16 protein-coding genes and 1 riboswitch are annotated in these 15,373 nt (G+C 60.3%); of the genes, 14 read left to right on the forward strand and 2 right to left on the reverse strand.

From position 1 onward, the window contains the following. Positions 1-243 precede the first annotated feature (243 nt). The 12 genes from Q1K49_RS02750 (at position 244) to Q1K49_RS02805 (ending at position 12,029) form a co-directional block, all read left to right on the forward strand. Positions 244-756, forward strand: a complete 513-nt coding sequence (locus tag Q1K49_RS02750) for a GNAT family N-acetyltransferase (protein ID WP_300522513.1) — start codon at positions 244-246, stop codon at positions 754-756. Positions 757-850: 94 nt separating this feature from the next. Then, positions 851-950: riboswitch (glycine riboswitch) on the forward strand. A 98-nt stretch (positions 951-1,048) separates the two neighbouring features. Then, on the forward strand, positions 1,049-2,053 hold the full coding sequence (locus Q1K49_RS02755) for a lipoate--protein ligase (protein ID WP_300522514.1): 1,005 nt from the start codon (positions 1,049-1,051) through the stop codon (positions 2,051-2,053). A gap of 61 nt (positions 2,054-2,114) precedes the next feature. Then, positions 2,115-3,218, forward strand: coding sequence for a glycine cleavage system aminomethyltransferase GcvT (gene gcvT / locus Q1K49_RS02760; protein WP_366146031.1), 1,104 nt, complete (start codon positions 2,115-2,117; stop codon positions 3,216-3,218). A gap of 95 nt (positions 3,219-3,313) precedes the next feature. After that, positions 3,314-3,715, forward strand: a complete 402-nt coding sequence (gene gcvH, locus Q1K49_RS02765; RefSeq protein ID WP_366146032.1) for a glycine cleavage system protein GcvH — start codon at positions 3,314-3,316, stop codon at positions 3,713-3,715. Positions 3,716-3,717: 2 nt separating this feature from the next. Continuing rightward, complete coding sequence (gene gcvPA / locus Q1K49_RS02770; protein ID WP_300522518.1) at positions 3,718-5,064, forward strand: aminomethyl-transferring glycine dehydrogenase subunit GcvPA; 1,347 nt, start codon at positions 3,718-3,720, stop codon at positions 5,062-5,064. Beyond that, the gene (gene gcvPB, locus Q1K49_RS02775; protein WP_300522521.1) at positions 5,061-6,524 is read left to right on the forward strand and encodes an aminomethyl-transferring glycine dehydrogenase subunit GcvPB; all 1,464 of its coding nucleotides are present in this window, start codon (positions 5,061-5,063) and stop codon (positions 6,522-6,524) included. The genes gcvPA and gcvPB overlap by 4 nt, the downstream gene beginning before the upstream one ends. Next, entirely contained in the window at positions 6,521-7,897 is a 1,377-nt protein-coding gene (locus Q1K49_RS02780; protein WP_300522524.1) for an NAD(P)/FAD-dependent oxidoreductase, read from the forward strand. The genes gcvPB and Q1K49_RS02780 overlap by 4 nt, the downstream gene beginning before the upstream one ends. Positions 7,898-8,392: 495 nt before the next feature. Further along, positions 8,393-8,959 (forward strand): MSMEG_6728 family protein, encoded by a 567-nt coding sequence (locus Q1K49_RS02785; RefSeq protein WP_300522526.1) that lies wholly within the window; start codon positions 8,393-8,395, stop codon positions 8,957-8,959. Continuing rightward, the gene (locus Q1K49_RS02790; RefSeq protein WP_300522529.1) at positions 8,956-9,801 is read left to right on the forward strand and encodes an AraC family transcriptional regulator; all 846 of its coding nucleotides are present in this window, start codon (positions 8,956-8,958) and stop codon (positions 9,799-9,801) included. The genes Q1K49_RS02785 and Q1K49_RS02790 overlap by 4 nt, the downstream gene beginning before the upstream one ends. Before the next feature lie 5 nt (positions 9,802-9,806). Further along, positions 9,807-10,214 (forward strand): DUF2000 domain-containing protein, encoded by a 408-nt coding sequence (locus Q1K49_RS02795; protein WP_300522532.1) that lies wholly within the window; start codon positions 9,807-9,809, stop codon positions 10,212-10,214. A gap of 421 nt (positions 10,215-10,635) precedes the next feature. After that, positions 10,636-11,145: an isochorismatase family protein gene (locus Q1K49_RS02800; RefSeq protein ID WP_300522535.1), complete on the forward strand. Its 510-nt coding sequence runs from the start codon at positions 10,636-10,638 to the stop codon at positions 11,143-11,145. Positions 11,146-11,207: 62 nt separating this feature from the next. Next, positions 11,208-12,029 (forward strand): hypothetical protein, encoded by an 822-nt coding sequence (locus Q1K49_RS02805; protein ID WP_300522537.1) that lies wholly within the window; start codon positions 11,208-11,210, stop codon positions 12,027-12,029. Positions 12,030-12,132: 103 nt separating this feature from the next. Here Q1K49_RS02805 and Q1K49_RS02810 read toward each other — a convergent pair whose 3' ends face one another. Next, complete coding sequence (locus tag Q1K49_RS02810) at positions 12,133-13,371, reverse strand: hypothetical protein (RefSeq protein ID WP_300522539.1); 1,239 nt, start codon at positions 13,369-13,371, stop codon at positions 12,133-12,135. Between the two features lie 54 nt (positions 13,372-13,425). Beyond that, entirely contained in the window at positions 13,426-14,016 is a 591-nt protein-coding gene (locus tag Q1K49_RS02815; RefSeq protein WP_300522541.1) for a DJ-1/PfpI family protein, read from the reverse strand. A gap of 209 nt (positions 14,017-14,225) precedes the next feature. On the opposite strand from Q1K49_RS02815, the gene Q1K49_RS02820 reads away from it, so the two are divergent. Together Q1K49_RS02820 and Q1K49_RS02825 are read left to right on the forward strand one after the other, a co-directional pair. Next, entirely contained in the window at positions 14,226-15,140 is a 915-nt protein-coding gene (locus Q1K49_RS02820) for an NAD(P)-dependent oxidoreductase (protein ID WP_300522543.1), read from the forward strand. Positions 15,141-15,159: 19 nt separating this feature from the next. Further along, a partial coding sequence (locus Q1K49_RS02825) for a hypothetical protein (RefSeq protein ID WP_300522545.1) occupies positions 15,160-15,373 on the forward strand: 214 nt, incomplete at its 3' end.

Here is a 15,373-nt window from a genome sequence, read left to right on the forward strand (position 1 = left end):
GTTTCGTTCCCGAAAAGGGCTTTCATTCCAGCGAAACGACTGCTATGCTTCTTTCCGGTCATGGTGTATCGCCTCCCAAGGGCTCGGGTTGCTTATGCGCTGCAGACACCCTACACCATGACCTTCTTTCTTTGAATCCCCCTCCGCAATCACTTTTTGCACACTCTTTAGAGCATAATCGGAAGAGACGCCGATTGAGGCTGCAGGGGGGCGGTTGAGAAACACAGCGTTGGAGGTGGAACAGTGGCGACGGTCAGAAGTGCCGTGGCGGAAGACACACGGCAGATGGCGGTGGTGCGGGTCGAAACGTGGCGGTGCGCTTATGCGGGCCTGGTTCCGGACTCCCTGCTCGACGGTTTGAGCGTGGAGGGTTCGGCGGAGAGATTTTTCGAGGCGATCTCCGCTTTCCCTACCGTTCGTGTCGCCGTGGTCGAGGAGGAACATCGTGTCCTCGGGTTCTCGCTGTCCGGCCCCTGTCGGGGTGAGGATTGCCATGGCAGAGGAGAGATTTACGCCCTCTATGTTCTACCGGAGCATCAGGGGCGAGGCATCGGAACGGCCCTGTTCGAGGCGGCGATCTCGGAGCTGGCGGCGCGGGAGCTTCTTCCCGTGGAGATTCGAGTCCTTGCGGGCAACCCCTACACCCGGTTTTACGAGAAACATCGTTGCCGGCTCGTTGGGGAACGGCTGGAAGAGCTGGAGGGAGTTTCCTTGCTCCTGAAGGTCTATGTGGCGGATGGAGAGGATGCTCGCTGAAACCAGCACTGCCATGCATGAGTATGTTCCTCAGGGTTGACACGGAGAGGAGGAGTAGGCTATTTTGTTATAAATGATATAGAATAGCGTGAGGATGAGCGCCGTAAGAGAGTCCCGCCGGAAGGCGGGCGCCGAAGGGGCAAGGTCGCAGCAAGGGGGCCGAATCTCTCAGGCACGAGGATTACGGCAGGACGAGTTCTGAAGGGTGCTTTCGGGCGCACGACAGAAACTTCTCGGGGATGACCCGGCGAGTTTCTGTCGTGCGTTTTTTCGTTTTGGAGGGGATGGAGAGATGAGAAAGATTCGGACGATACGGGTGACATCGCCTTCGCACGACCCCTGGTGGAACCTCGCACTCGAGGAGTATCTGCTGGATCGTGTCGAAGATGGCACGATGATCCTCTATCTGTGGCAGAACGACCGCACGGTGGTCATCGGCAGAAATCAGAATGCCTGGAGAGAATGTCGCACGGAACTTCTTGAGGCGGAGGACGGCCGTCTGGCCCGTCGTCTTTCCGGGGGCGGCGCGGTCTATCACGACTTGGGAAATTGTAATTTCACCTTTCTGGCAACGCCGAAAACCTACGATTTCCTGCGGCAGGTCAAGGTGGTGCTCGACGCGCTGCGGAGCCTCGGCGTCGCTGCCGAGTTCGGAGGGCGAAATGACATCACCGTGGAAGGACGAAAAATTTCGGGGAACGCCTTTTACCGCGGGGCCTCGGGAAGATTTCACCACGGAACGATTCTCGTCTCTGTGGAGATGGAGCGCATGGCGCGCTATCTCCAGCCTTCGAAGGCCAAATTGGTCGCGAAGGGTGTGACGTCGGTTCGGTCGCGAGTGGCCAATCTCTGCGAACTCCGGCCTGTCGTGACGGTGGCGGATGTTCGGGACGCGTTGCAGCGTGCGTTTTCCGATTATTTCGGCCCTGGAGAGATCCTTGATGCTTCCGCAATCTTTGCGGAGAGCGCCGTGGCGGCTTTGAGAGAGAAATACGCGAGTCGTTCCTTGATCTACGGCAAGACACCCGCCTTCGATCTCGAGATGGAGCACCGCTTCGGCTGGGGGGAGGTGCAGCTCGGCATGACGGTGAAAGACGGAGTCGTGTCGGAATGCCGTCTCTTTACGGATGCGCTCGATGCGGAGCTGCTTCGGAGCGTGGAATGCCTTTTCGTCGGGCTTGTTCCGGAAGCGAAGGTGTTTGCGGAACGACTTCGTTCCGCAAACATCGCGTGTCCAGCGCCGGAGGTGAGGGATGTCCTCGGATGGCTGGAGTCTCAGGAACTGGAGTTGTTGTAACCGTCAATCGCGTTGGAGCGCATGTGTGCTGTCGGGAAGAGATGCCGGGAAGAGAAAGGGGATGGAAAGGGTGAGGCGTACTCCATTTTACGAGAAACATCTGTCTCAGCAAGGAAAGATGGTGGATTTCGGGGGGTGGGAGCTTCCTGTGCAATACCGGCCCGGAATCGTGGAGGAACATCTCCGGGTGCGCGAGACGGCGGGGCTCTTCGATGTCTCGCACATGGGGGAGGTCCTCGTGGAGGGGGAGGATGCGGAGGCATGGCTCCAAGGTATGGTGACGAACGATGTTCGTTCCATGCACGACGGTCAGGTGCTCTATTCTCTCCTCTGTTATCCCAACGGGGGTGTCGTGGATGATCTGCTGATCTATCGCTATGATCCGCGGCGCTATTTTCTGGTGGTGAACGCCTCGAACGCGCAAAAGGACTACGAATGGTTCGCAGGACATGCGTCAGGAAACGTACGGGTGACGGATCGCTCCGCCGACTACGCGGAACTGGCACTTCAAGGCCCGAAAGCCCAACAGATTCTGCAGCGCCTCACGAAGTTCGATCTCGACACGATTCCGTTTTTTCATTTTGCGGAGATCCCGGATCTTGCGGGAATGGCCGCCCTCGTCTCCCGAACGGGCTACACGGGAGAGGACGGATTCGAGATCTTTTTGCCCTGGACAGGCGGCACCGACCTGTGGGACGTGCTTCTCGACGCGGGCAAGCCGGAAGGGCTGTTGCCGATCGGCCTCGGCGCACGGGACAGCCTGCGGTTCGAGGCATGTCTTCCGCTCTACGGCCATGAGATCTCCGTGCACATCTCGCCCCTTGAGGCGGATCTGGGCCGTTTTGTCCGACTGGACAAGCCGTTCATCGGAAGAGATGCGCTGGCGGCCATGACGGCCGGAGGTGTTCCGAGGAAGATCATCGGTCTTTCCATGGAGGACAAGGGTGTTCCCCGTGCGGGCTATACGGTCCGCACTGCCGGAGGGACGGAGATCGGGACGGTCACGACGGGAGGGTTTTCGCCCTCGTTGGGAACGGGTATCGCACTGGCTCTCCTCGATGCCTCCCATTGCGATGAAGAGGTGTTCGACATCGACATTCACGGTAAGGAGCGCCGGGCAAAACGCGTGAAGAAACCCTTCGTCCGAAAACGCTACCATAAATGAAATGACACGGCGTTTCCTTGAGTTCGGGGCGAGTGGAATGCGCGCATCGAAAATTGGAACACGGGCAGAGAGAAAACACACGGGGGAGGAATGACATGATGGCGAAGGTGCAGGAAGGACTGTTCTACACGGAGACGCACGAGTGGGTACGAGTAGAGGGACGGAAGGCGTGGGTCGGTGTGACGGATTTTGCCCAGCACGCCATGGGCGACGTGGTCTACGTGGAGCTTCCGGAAGTCGGCCGCACCGTGTCGAAGGGGGATGATTTCTGCGTCGTCGAGTCCGTTAAGGGAGCGAACGACGTCTACGCACCCCTTTCCGGCAAGGTCGTGGAGGTCAACGGGACGCTTGAGGACGCTCCGGAGCGGGTGAACGAGGATGCCTATGGAAGCTGGATCGCGATCCTGGAGCTTTCCGATCCGTCCGAGAGTGCGCAACTACTGACGTGGGAGGCATACAGAACATTCGTCGCGGAAACGGAGAGAAAGGAGGGATAAGCGTGCGCTACATCCCGAACACGGAGGAACAGCGCGCCGCAATGCTTGATGTACTGGGGATCTCCGACGAGGAGGAACTCTTCGGAGATATCCCCGAGTCGCTCCTCTTCTCACGTTCGCTGAAACTGCCACCTGCCATGTCGGAGATGGAGATGCTCGCCCATCTCGGTGCGCTCGCCGCATCGAACGCACATGCGGGAGAAAAGGCCTGTTTCCTCGGGGCCGGAATGTACGACCACTTCATCCCTGCAGTGGTGAATCACATGGCGCTTCGTCAGGAATTCTACACCAGTTACACGCCCTATCAACCGGAGTTGAGCCAGGGAACGCTCCAGGCGATTTTCGAATTTCAGAGCATGATCTGCGCCCTCACCGGGATGGATGTGTCGAACGCCTCCATGTACGACGGTGCGAGCGCCGCAGCGGAGGCGGCTTTGCTGGCGGGAGGAACGACGAAGAGGAGCGATGTGCTGGTTTCCCGCTCGGTCCATCCGGAGACGCGCAAGGTTCTGGCGACGTATCTTCCCCTGCGGGGAATGCGGCTTGTCGAATGCGACATCAAGGATGGCGTCACGAATCTCGGAGACCTGAAAGGAAAAATCTCCGGGGAGACTGCGGCGATTCTGGTACAGCAGCCGAACTTCTTCGGCTGTCTTGAGGAGATGGCATCCCTGGGTACCGTCGCGAAAGAGAGCGGCGCCCTGTTCATCGTCTCCGCCAATCCTATCGCGCTTGCTCTTCTTGAACCCCCTTCGTCCTTCGGTGCCGATATTGTCGTCGGCGAAGGACAACCGTTGGGCAATCCGCTGAGCTTCGGCGGCCCCGGATTCGGATTTTTCGCGGTCCGGGAGAAATACATGCGGAAACTTCCCGGAAGAGTCGTGGGAAAGACCACGGACCGGGAGGGGAAACCTTGTTTCGTTCTTACCCTTCAGGCCCGGGAGCAGCATATCCGGCGGGAGAAGGCCACCTCCAACATCTGCTCGAATCAGAACCTGAATGTTCTCATGGCCACGGTGTACATGAGCCTCCTGGGACCGAAGGGACTCCGGGAGGTGGCGGAGCAGTCTCTCCAGAAGGCCCATGCGGCGTGGGAGATGCTTTGTGCGGAGAGCGGGTTCTCTCCCCTGTTCGGCGGGGCGCCGTTTTTCAACGAATTTGCGCTGAAGAGTTCGAAACCTGTGGAAAAATTGAACCGCCATCTTCTGATGGAGGGTTTTCTCGGGGGATACGATCTGTCCCTTGCCTATCCGGAGTATCCGGGAGGATGGCTCGTGGCCGTCACGGAAAAGAGAACCCGAGAGGAAATCGAGCGCTTTGCCGTCTGTGCGGGGAGGTGTGGAGAATGAATCGCCTGGAACCGGTAAGTTTCGACGCGAGTGTGCCCGGCAGACGAGGATGCGTTCTGCCACCTCTCGATGTCGCTGAAAAAGCGGTGGCATCCTTGCTTCCGGGAGAGATGCTGCGGCGCGAGCCCGTTTGTCTTCCCGAGTTGAGCGAGGTGGATGTGGTCCGTCATTTCACGCGGCTTTCCCAGAAGAATTTCGCCGTGGACGAGGGGTTTTATCCGCTCGGATCCTGCACGATGAAATACAACCCCAAGTGCAACGAGGACGCGGCGCGCCTTCCCGGCTTCGCGCTGGCGCATCCCTTGCAGGGGGCGGAGTGTTCTCAGGGGGCGCTGCGGCTCATGTACGAACTCACGGAGATGCTGACGGAGATCACCGGCATGGCCGGCGTTTCTCTTCAGCCTGCGGCGGGCGCCCACGGCGAGCTGACGGGAATCATGATCATCCGGGCCTACCATCGGCATCGGGGGGACGAAAAGCGCACGAAGATCCTGATCCCCGATACAGCCCATGGGACGAACCCGGCCTCCGCCGCCCTGGCCGGATACGATGTGGTGGAAGTCGCGTCGGACCGACGGGGCAACGTGGATCTGGATGCCCTGCGAGAGGCCATGGATGACCGCGTGGCGGGGATCATGCTCACCAATCCGAATACCCTGGGACTTTTCGAGGAGACGATCACGGACGTGGCCGACATCGTCCACGGAAAAGGAGGGCTTCTCTACTACGACGGTGCGAACTTCAACGCCATTCTGGGCAAGGTCCGCCCCGGGGATATGGGCTTCGATGTGATCCATCTGAACCTGCACAAGTCCTTCAGCACTCCCCACGGCGGCGGTGGACCCGGTTCCGGGCCCGTCGGCGTGGGAGAGGCACTGCTTCCCTTTTTGCCTGTTCCTCTCGTCCGCAAGTGCGGCGACCTCTATGAATTCGACGAGGACCGTCCTCTGTCCGTCGGGAAGGTTCGCTCCTTCTACGGCAATTTCGGTGTTCTGGTGCGCGCCTACGCCTATATCCTGAGCATGGGAGCCGAGGGATTGCGCGAAGTGGCCCACAATGCAGTGCTCAACGCGAACTATCTCATGGCGCTCCTGAAGGATCGTTTCCTGCTTCCCTACGACCGGATGTGCAAACACGAGTTCGTTCTCTCCGGCAAGAGGCAACACGATTCCGGAGGTGTCTCCACCCTGGACATGGCGAAAGCGCTCATGGACTACGGATTCCATCCGCCCACGATCTATTTCCCGCTGGTTGTCGAGGAAGCCATGATGATCGAGCCCACGGAGACCGAGGGCAAGGAAACGCTGGATGTCTTCGCGAAGGCGCTTTGCTCCATCGCGGAGGAGGCGGAGAAAAATCCCGAAGGGGTGAAAACGGCACCGCATTCGACATTCGTGGCCCGGCCCGACGAGACGACGGCGGCACGAAAACCGGTGCTTCGGTGGAGGCGGGGGGAATGACGTCGCCCTACGATCTCGTCGTTCTCGGCGGTGGCCCCGGAGGATACCGGGCGGCGGAACTTGCCGGCAAGGCGGGAATGAGGGTCGCTCTGGTGGAAAAGGATCGTCTCGGGGGCATGTGCCTCAACCGCGGGTGCATTCCCACGAAATCCTATTATGCCCGGCTCCTGCGCGGACGAGGAAGTGTCGAGCACCTGTGGGAAGAAAAGGAAGCGGTCGTCTCGAAGCTCCGGGAAGGGCTCGCGACGCTCCTGCGCATGAGCGGTGTCGAGGTTTTCGAAGGAATCGGTTCGATCCTGGAGACGGGGGAGCTGAAAACCCTTGAGGTTGTGGATGCGAGCGGAACGAAGAGGCTCCTTCGGGGGCGCACCCTGCTGCTCGCCACGGGATCCCGTTCCTTGTCCCTCGACATTGAAGGAGCGGATCTTCCCGGAGTTCTTCCGGGCGATCGCGCCGTGGCGGATCCCGACCTCTGGAAGAGCCCTGAGCACAGACGTGTCACCTCGGTCGCCCTGATCGGCGCGGGCGTCATCGCGGTGGAACTGGCGGAACTTCTCCGTTCCCTGGGTAAGGACGTGACGATCCTGAAGCACTCGGAGGAACTTCTCCGCAGGGCGGATCGGGACATTAAGAAGAAGCTGGTGCAGCACTTCAAAAAACGCGGCATTCGCATGGTGGACTCCTTTTGCCCCCAGCGGATTACCCTGGAGGATGGGGCACTTCGCGTTCAGGGAACGAGCCGGGAAGCACCGGAGGAGGTGCGCTGCGACCGGCTGATTCTCGCCTCCAGCATGGTTCCGGTGCTGGACGGATTCGGGCTCGAAAGGACGCGCATCGCCCGTACCCCCCAGGGGAGTATCGCCGTGGACGAGCACATGCAGACCACCGAGCCCGGCGTCTACGCGGTGGGCGATGTGACCGGCGGTATGATGCTGGCCCATCTCGCGGAATATCAGGCCCTCGTCGCTGTGGAGCATCTGCGGGGAAACAGGGTCGCCATTCCGCCGGAGTCGGTTCCTTGGTGTGTCTTCGCAGATCCGGAGATCGCAGCGGTGGGGTTCTCCGAGCAGGAGGCGGAGAAACGGGGAATTTCCGTCGTCGTCGGACGTGCCTTTTTCCTCGGAAACGGCATGGCCCTTGCGATGGGGGAGACCGAAGGATTCGTGAAGGTCGTGGCGGGCAAGGACGGTACTTTGCTCGGCGTGCACATGATGGGGGCCGAGTCCTCGTGCATGATCGCCGAGGCGGCGCTGGCGCTGCGGCAGGGCATGCATGTCCGGGACGTGGCGTACACGGTGCACCCTCATCCGACGCTGAGCGAGTGTTTCAAGGACGCTCTGTTTCGCGCTCTCGAAGAGCTGAGGAACCTCTGAGAAAAATGTCGCGCCGATCCCGGGAAAACGGGATGCGATCTGTAATCGAGGAAAGGCGCATCCTCCTTGGTCAGGGCTTCCCTGAAGTAAAAAGAAATCGATTCCTCTCTTCCGGGAATGCATTGCGGTTTTGAGCGACGTGCCTTGAGGCGAGGACGTGCCCTGAGGCGAGAGAGGACTCCCGGAAATCCGGGAGTCCTCTCGTTATGGAGGGTTTCGAACCGCTGCGTTTCGAGCGGCCTGCACGGCACAGCGAAGTGCCGGAAGCGATGTTGCGTTTCCTTTTGATGTTACCGTGCGCCGGTTCGGTGTTGCAGGAGAGCAGAAGGGGTTCTCGCCTCTTTGCTGGATTTCGTCTATGCTGATTCAAAGAATGATGTCCGCCGCGGAGCGAAGGTGCCCGGATGCGGAGTGCAGGAGAGCCTTGCCGGGCGAGAAAAAACCCTTCCGTTTTGAGAGGGCGATGACGGATGTATCTATTACGGGAGAGCAATCATGCATACCTTTCTTCCCTACGGAGACTTCGCGGCGAGTGCCGCCGTACTCGATCCGAAACGCCTCGGTAAGCAGCGCGTGGAGGTGTTGCAGCTTCTCAACACCTTTCTTCCCGGTCGGGCCTTGACGAGGTGGCGCTCGCACCCGGCCAGAATCATGTGGGAGGGACACACCGCCGCGCTCGCGCATTTCGGCGTCGTCGTCTGTGACCGCTGGATCTCTCTCGGTTTCGCCGACACATGCAGAGGAAAGATTCTCGCGGTCTCCTTCCGCCTCGAAGGAGCGTCTTCCGAAGGCGAAGCGCTTGCGGTGCAGTTAGCGGAGCGGTATGTCCGTGCCATGAAGGGCGAGGAACGCGGTTTTCTCCCTTTCTGGTTCGGGGACGAGGCTTTCCACGGGGCGCACCGGTCCAACCTGCTCCGCAAGGATCCGTCGTGGTACGGCCGATTCGGATGGACGGAACCTCCCGATCTGCCCTATGTCTGGCCTGGCCCGTCCGTCGGGGCGCAAAAAGGCGCGGTGCGCCGCGCATCTCCGGAATCGCCTGTGCGGGACGGCGCGCCGTGAAAGAGAGAAAACGGAGCGACCGGGAATTTACAGATTTCCACAGAGTTCCCTCTCTCGAAGGCGTGTTTCTTAGGTATTCCCGCTTCGTCTCCTTTGCCTACGCCCTGCACAGCCACGACGACATCGCCGTGGGACAGACCCTGCAGGGAGTTCAGGTGTTCCGTTGCTGCGGAAGCGAACACCGCATGACGCCGGGGGGGATCATCACCATCAATCCCGGAGAGGTACACGACGGTCATGCCGGGGACGAGACAGGGTTCGTCTACCGGATGATCTACGTTCCGACCTCCCTGGCGGAGCGGGTCGCAAGGGCTGTTCCCACGGATCCGCGCCGCTCGTTTCTTTTCGGGAGCGCCACCTGCGACGATGCGGCGCTCTCACTTCTTCTGTCGACCATGTTCGAAACGCTGACGGATCGTTTTGCCTCCACGCTGGAAGTAGAGACCGCCTTTTTCCGTGCTTTTGGTGCCCTCCTCCGACGATGCGGTACTCCCGGCATCCCCGCTCCCACGAAGAGGCTTCCCGGCAAGATCGTCCAAGACGCCATGACGCATCTCCGGGAAAATCTCGGACGGAACAGCTCTCTGGAGGAAATGGCGGCCATGTTCGACCTTTCGCCGTTCTCGTTTCTCCGGCTGTTTCAGCGCGAGACGGGGATGTGGCCTCACCGTTTTCAGATCCAGTGCAGGGTGGAGCGGGCGAGGGACCTCATCGAAAAGGGCCGGAGTCTGGCCGAGGCGGCGTTGGAGGCGGGATTCTGCGATCAGAGCCATCTGAACCGACGTTTTCGGGAGATCTTCGGCATGACGCCGGGGTGTTACCGGCGATCTCTGGAGGTGTGAAGAGCGTGGAGTATGCGGACAAAATCGCTGTCGTCGTCCGGGAAGACCTGCTTCCCTGGCAGAAACTCAATGTCACCGCGTTCACGGCGAGCGGAATCGCCGGCATCGACGGGCTTCTCGGGGAACCCTACCGCGATGCGGACGGAAATATCTATCTCCCCATGCTGCGACAGCCCGTGATGATCTATACCGCGCCGCGGGAGAAAATGGGAACGCTCCGGGAGCGTGCCCTCCGGCAGGGGGTGCGCTTTTCCGTCTACACGGAGGAACTCTTCGAAACCTCGGGAGACGAGGCGAACCGTGCGGCGGTGTGCGGCGTTCCCGGCGAGAAACTCAATCTCGTGGGCATGGCGTTCTACGGGGAGCGGAAAGCGATCGACAAGGTCGTGAAGGGGCTCTCCCGGCACGAGTGAGTCTTTGCGGAAGGGTGAAACATCGGACCTCTCCCGAATTCGGATTTTTCCGGCAGAGGCGAAGGGGTTCGCTTCGTCGAAAAGGGAGTTACCTCCGTTCCGGAGAGAGAAAAAACACTCCTCGTGGAGTCATTCCCCCTCTCCGGGACCGGGGTGACGGCGTTTTCTTGGAAAGGCATTTCTCCATTCCCTCTTCGGATTCTCCGCTCTTTCCCGGCTGAAAAAACGACCTGCTGAAAAACGATCTTCTCTCCTCCGGGAGGTGAATTTGCCGTACAATCTCTTTGTCCACGCGGAGGAGCGAAGCCGGGAAACAGGAGGAGGTCCTCGAAAGCGATCCTTGTCTCGGCGTTGTTCGTAGAGGGAGACGGGAGCACCTCCTCGGGTGGACAATCCGAATGGAGAAGGAGCGATGTTTTTCATGAAGCCGGCTTTTCTTGTCGTGGACATGCAGAATTTGTTCTATGGGCACAACGAAGTAGCGCGCCGCTCTCTTGAAGAGGTGCAGGCGATGATCAACGCCGTCATACCCCTCTTTCGGGCGAAGAAGCTCCCCGTAGTGTGGGTGCAGCATTGCGATGCCGAGGATGGACTGGTTCCGGGGGCGAAGGGCTTCGACCTGCCCGAGGCGTTTGTCGTCGCTCCGGAGGATCTCCGGGTGGTGAAGGAGAAGGGCAATGCCTTCTGCGGTACCGATCTGGACGAACGGCTCCGCTCCCTTGGGGTGGATACGGTGATTTTCGCCGGATTCTGTGCGGAATTCTGTGTGCTCTCCTCGTGCCGCGGAGCCCGTGATCTCGGCTATTCCTCCATTCTTCTCCGGGGGGGATTGGCGAGCATTTGTCCCGAGAACATTCCTTTTGTGGAGCGTGTGAACGAACTCATCTCCTGCGGAGCGCTCGGAAAGGTTTTGGACGGTATTCCGGCCTGACGTCGTACGGTTCGTGCAGCCGCACCGATGGTGAGATTTTGCAAGGAGGGGGGAGGAGACCGGTGAAATCAGGGAGGGTTGCAAAAGGAATTCTCGGTACCGCCGCGGTGTTTGTGTTTTTGATGCTTTCCATGTCGTGTTCCGGAGGAACGGCGTGGGGCGAAAGCGCCTACGAAGAGTTGTTGCATCGGTATGCGCAGCGTATGGCGGGGAGGGAGCAGATCCTCCCCGCGAAGGAGCTGATTCGTTCCTTCGCCAGGAGCGCTTCGCCGGAGGAGCGATGGACGGCCCTCGAAGAAGCGTTCCGGAGCGATGACGGCCGTGCCGCACCGAAGGGTCCTTTTTCCATGGAGATTGCTGCGGAGGCGCTGGCGTTGGTGGAGTCCCTTTTCCCCGAGGGGGATCCTGAAAAGTGGGATGCCGTCTCGGGATTCTGGAACCCTCGGGAGATTCCCAAATCGCTCGCCGCGGTGGATGCGGTGCTCTGGGCGGCGGCAAGTTTGCTCCGCGAGGGGGCGCCTCCCGGAGCGGAGTGGCTTGCCTTCTGGCTTCTGGACAGGCTTGCCGCCTCGACGAGGGCGACATTCTTCTTTCTGTCCACCTGCCCGGTCGAGACCGACGTGTTGCTCCGGGAGATGACATCCCGGAATCTCGTTCCGCCCCGGGGGAGTTGGGGGGAGCGGCGTGTTCTCGGAAAGCAACCCCTTGCCGTGCCGCTCCGGGGTCTGGTTTCCTCCGAGACCGCCGTGGGGCGCAGGATGATCTTTCTCGACGGAGTCGGCCGTCCAGCCCCAAGCGGCCCCTTCGCCTGGGACCGGGAAAAGGGCCGGCTCTACAGGGTTCTGGAGAGCGACGGGCCTCGCCTGTTCATCCCTCTGCGGTGAAGTACGTAGGTTTTTCCGTTTTTTCTCGCGTTGAGGACAAAGGTGGAAGAGCGGCTGTCGCTTCTCGCCTCCTCTACGGTCAAACCTGGAAGGAGCTTCATCCTCACTGCGTCTGCACGAGGCGCATTTCCGTGACCTGGTTGAGTTTTCTGTCCTCGTGCCGGAATGCGGCGAGCAGACCGTTTTCTGCGTCGTAGGCACATTCGAGAGAGTAGCCGGAACAGGACTCGACCAGTGTTACCAGAGGACGCCCGTCCTGACCGGCTCCGCGGAAGCTCACGGAGGTGGCGATGCCCGTCACGGGGTCCGTGTCGAGATGTTGGCCGGGCTGCAGTGTCGCGATGCCGTCAGGAGGCAGCCAGAATCCGCCCGTTTGGGCGATGCCGCTGATCCGGGATGAATGCCTTTCGGAAGGCGGAAGGCCGGGAACCGACGCAAGGAGATCCGTCGCACGGAGAAGCAGCCATCTCCCTCCCTGGGCGACCGTTTGTGCCGTGAGCGCCACGGGAAGGGGAAACGCGGGAGAGCCGGGGATGTAGACCGTGGTGGTTCCCTCGTAGCGCAGCGCTCGAAGTGTGGCGAGCCAGGGCGGGGGTGTCCCCTGCATCCAGGGAAGCGTCACTTGGCGCGCCCCTATGAAAGTGCTCTGGCTCAGCATGCCCGATGTGCCCGGGCGGAGTTCCTGCGTGAAAGAACCGGAGATGCGTCCCGAAACGGCGCTTCCTGCGTGAAGCAACACCCCTGAGTCCAGATCGTAGACCCGGACGTGGCGCCCGTGGGGATCCTCCGTCTGGAAGCGGATGGCGCGGTAGGTGGTCTGTCCCAGCGGATAGGGCATACGGAGAATGCGGAGCCCCTGCTCGTTCCGTTCCTCCACCGAGGCGAGGAATTGGGGAGAAATCCACCAGTCGGAGCCTGCTGCGGAAGGCCCCTGGTAAGCATCGAAGCCGAGAAGCGAAAGAGCGCTTTGTTGTGTTCCGATGCCGGTCATTCCGAGGCTTTTGATGTGGAGAGCGACGCGCTGCCCCTCCAGAGCCACCACGTCGATCTGGGTATAGCCATGGCCACCTGCACCGGCGCTTTCTTCCTGCCTGTACCGGTTTCCCTGGTCATCCACCCATGTGCCGTTCTCATCCTTGAAGTAGAGATGACGTCCTTCCGGGATGCTCGCCGCGGAGGAAAAGTAGGTGAGGCGCATCCCCTCCCGGACCCACGGAGGCGCGGGCATGTTCTTCAAATGGGGAAAGAGGAGAAAAAGCGGATTTTCCTGCGCCGTCGAGCCGGGGACTCCGAGAGCCGACAAAAGGAAAACCAATGCAACTGTCTTTGCTACTCTGTTCATGGTTTCTCTCCAGCTCCTTTTTCGGTTTCTTCGGTTTGTGTTCTGTATTGTGCGTCAGAGGTCTCCCGAAGTGGAGATGTTCGGTTCGTATTCGATGAGGCGTGCCACGTCTTGCGCTACAGTGTGATCGAAAAGCAGTGCCAGGATATGTAGGCCGAGGTCGATGCCGGAACTCACGCCTCCGGCCGTGACGATGTTGCCGTCCTGGACGACCTTTCTTCGCGTCACGGTCACAAAAGGGTATGCCGCAAGTTCCGCAAGGGCGCTGCAGTGCGTGGTGGCGGATTTTCCCCGGAGCACCCCGGCTTCCGCAAGAAGAAATGCGCCGGTGCATACCGACGTGACGTACCGGGCCGAGCGGGATTGGTCCCGTACAAAATCGAGGATCCGCTCGCGCTTCATGGCATCGATCCGCCCTTCGCCCCCGGGGACGACGAGAACATCGAAAGGGGGGCACTCGCCGAACGCCGCGTGAGGAAGGACGCGCATACCGTTGAAACAGTCCACGGGATGGAGTGTTTCCGCCGTGAGCAGGACACGGGTGCTTCCCGGAAAAAGCTTGTTCACGTAGGAGAGCACCTCGAAAGGACCCACGAAATCGAGTTCTTCCACGTGGTGAAAGAGAAGAATACCCACTGTGTACACGAGACCATCACCCCGATAGCGAATCTGTCTCACTTTCTTTTTGCAGTATAACACGCTCGCGGCTGACGAAAGCGCTCCGGAATTCCGGTAGTTTGGTACAATGGGGACCATGCGGAAACCCCGCGAGGGTTTTCTTCGAACGGTTTTCGGCCCCTGTTTTCGGAAAGCGAGGCGCCCGGAATCTGTTGGTGATGCAAGGAGGAGAGGACATGGACGAAACGGCTGTTTCCTTCGGTTGTGGGGATGGAGCGGGTGCGTCACTCCCTGTTGTGGGATTCATCGGCCTTGGTGTCATGGGACGGAGCATGGCGGGGCATATACACGCCGCTGGATATCCTCTCTGTGTTTACAACCGAACCGAATCCAGAGCGGAGGAGCTCGTCGCGAAGGGCGCCCTCTGGTGTGACACGGTGGGAGAGCTTGCCGCCCGGAGCGATGTCGTGATCACCATCGTGGGTTTCCCCAGGGACGTGGAGGAAGTCTATTTTGGTGAAGGGGGCATCCTGGCTTCCGTACGCAGGGGATGTTGTGTGGTGGATATGACCACCTCCAGCCCGGAGTTGGCGGTGCGCATTCATGGCGAAGCGTCGAAACGAGGAGTCGAGGCACTGGATGCGCCGGTTTCGGGAGGTGATCTCGGAGCGCGGGAAGCGCGGCTTTCCATCATGGTCGGTGGTGACGAGGAGGCCTATCGGCGCATGCTCCCGCTGTTCCAGGTCATGGGGAAGAACATTGTCTACCAGGGAAAGGCCGGGAGCGGCCAGCACGCGAAGATGGCGAACCAGATCGTCATCGCCTCCCAGATGATGGGCGTGTGCGAAGCCCTTGCCTACGCGGAGAAAGCCGGTCTGGATCCCAGGAACGTGCTTGCCAGTATCGAGGGCGGCGCCGCGGGGAGCTGGACGCTGTCGAAGCTGGGACCACGAATGCTCTCCGGGGATTTCGAGCCCGGTTTTTATGTGAAACATTTCATCAAGGACATGCGCATCGCCCTTGCGTCGGCGGAAGAGCTGCATCTGGACACTCCCGGTCTCAGGACCTCTCTCGGTCTTTACGAACGCCTCGCTGGAGAGGGCGGAGAAAACGAGGGAACCCAGGCCTTGTTCAAACTCTACCGGAGATGACGTGAAAGAGGGGCTGAGCGTGGGGGAGGCCGGGGAAGTTCGGGAACGAAAACGGCGTATCCTTTACAACGCGGTGGTGGAGTCGAGCGATGACGAGGGACGCATCACCTCGGTACGGCTGTTCAGTTCTAACGAGCGGGCGAAAGCCTATGTGAGGAGTCAGGGAAAACGGAAGAATGGTGCCCGTTTTCTCGTGCTGCGCACCAATCTTCGGGATGGAGCGCAGGCAGGTG

The organism is Aminiphilus sp., from assembly GCF_029975095.1.
GTDB lineage: Bacteria > Synergistota > Synergistia > Synergistales > Aminiphilaceae > Aminiphilus.

Bases quoted from the DNA above. Each gene is read 5' to 3' on its own strand.
- gcvH (WP_366146032.1), top strand. From the start codon at position 3,314: ATGATGGCGAAGGTGCAGGAAGGACTGTTCTACACGGAGACGCACGAG.
- gcvT (WP_366146031.1), top strand. From the start codon at position 2,115: ATGGAAAGGGTGAGGCGTACTCCATTTTACGAGAAACATCTGTCTCAG.
- Q1K49_RS02810 (WP_300522539.1), bottom strand. From the start codon at position 13,371: ATGAACAGAGTAGCAAAGACAGTTGCATTGGTTTTCCTTTTGTCGGCT.
- Q1K49_RS02755 (WP_300522514.1), top strand. From the start codon at position 1,049: ATGAGAAAGATTCGGACGATACGGGTGACATCGCCTTCGCACGACCCC.
- Q1K49_RS02785 (WP_300522526.1), top strand. From the start codon at position 8,393: ATGCATACCTTTCTTCCCTACGGAGACTTCGCGGCGAGTGCCGCCGTA.
- Q1K49_RS02800 (WP_300522535.1), top strand. From the start codon at position 10,636: ATGAAGCCGGCTTTTCTTGTCGTGGACATGCAGAATTTGTTCTATGGG.
- Q1K49_RS02780 (WP_300522524.1), top strand. From the start codon at position 6,521: ATGACGTCGCCCTACGATCTCGTCGTTCTCGGCGGTGGCCCCGGAGGA.
- Q1K49_RS02820 (WP_300522543.1), top strand. From the start codon at position 14,226: ATGGACGAAACGGCTGTTTCCTTCGGTTGTGGGGATGGAGCGGGTGCG.
- gcvPB (WP_300522521.1), top strand. From the start codon at position 5,061: ATGAATCGCCTGGAACCGGTAAGTTTCGACGCGAGTGTGCCCGGCAGA.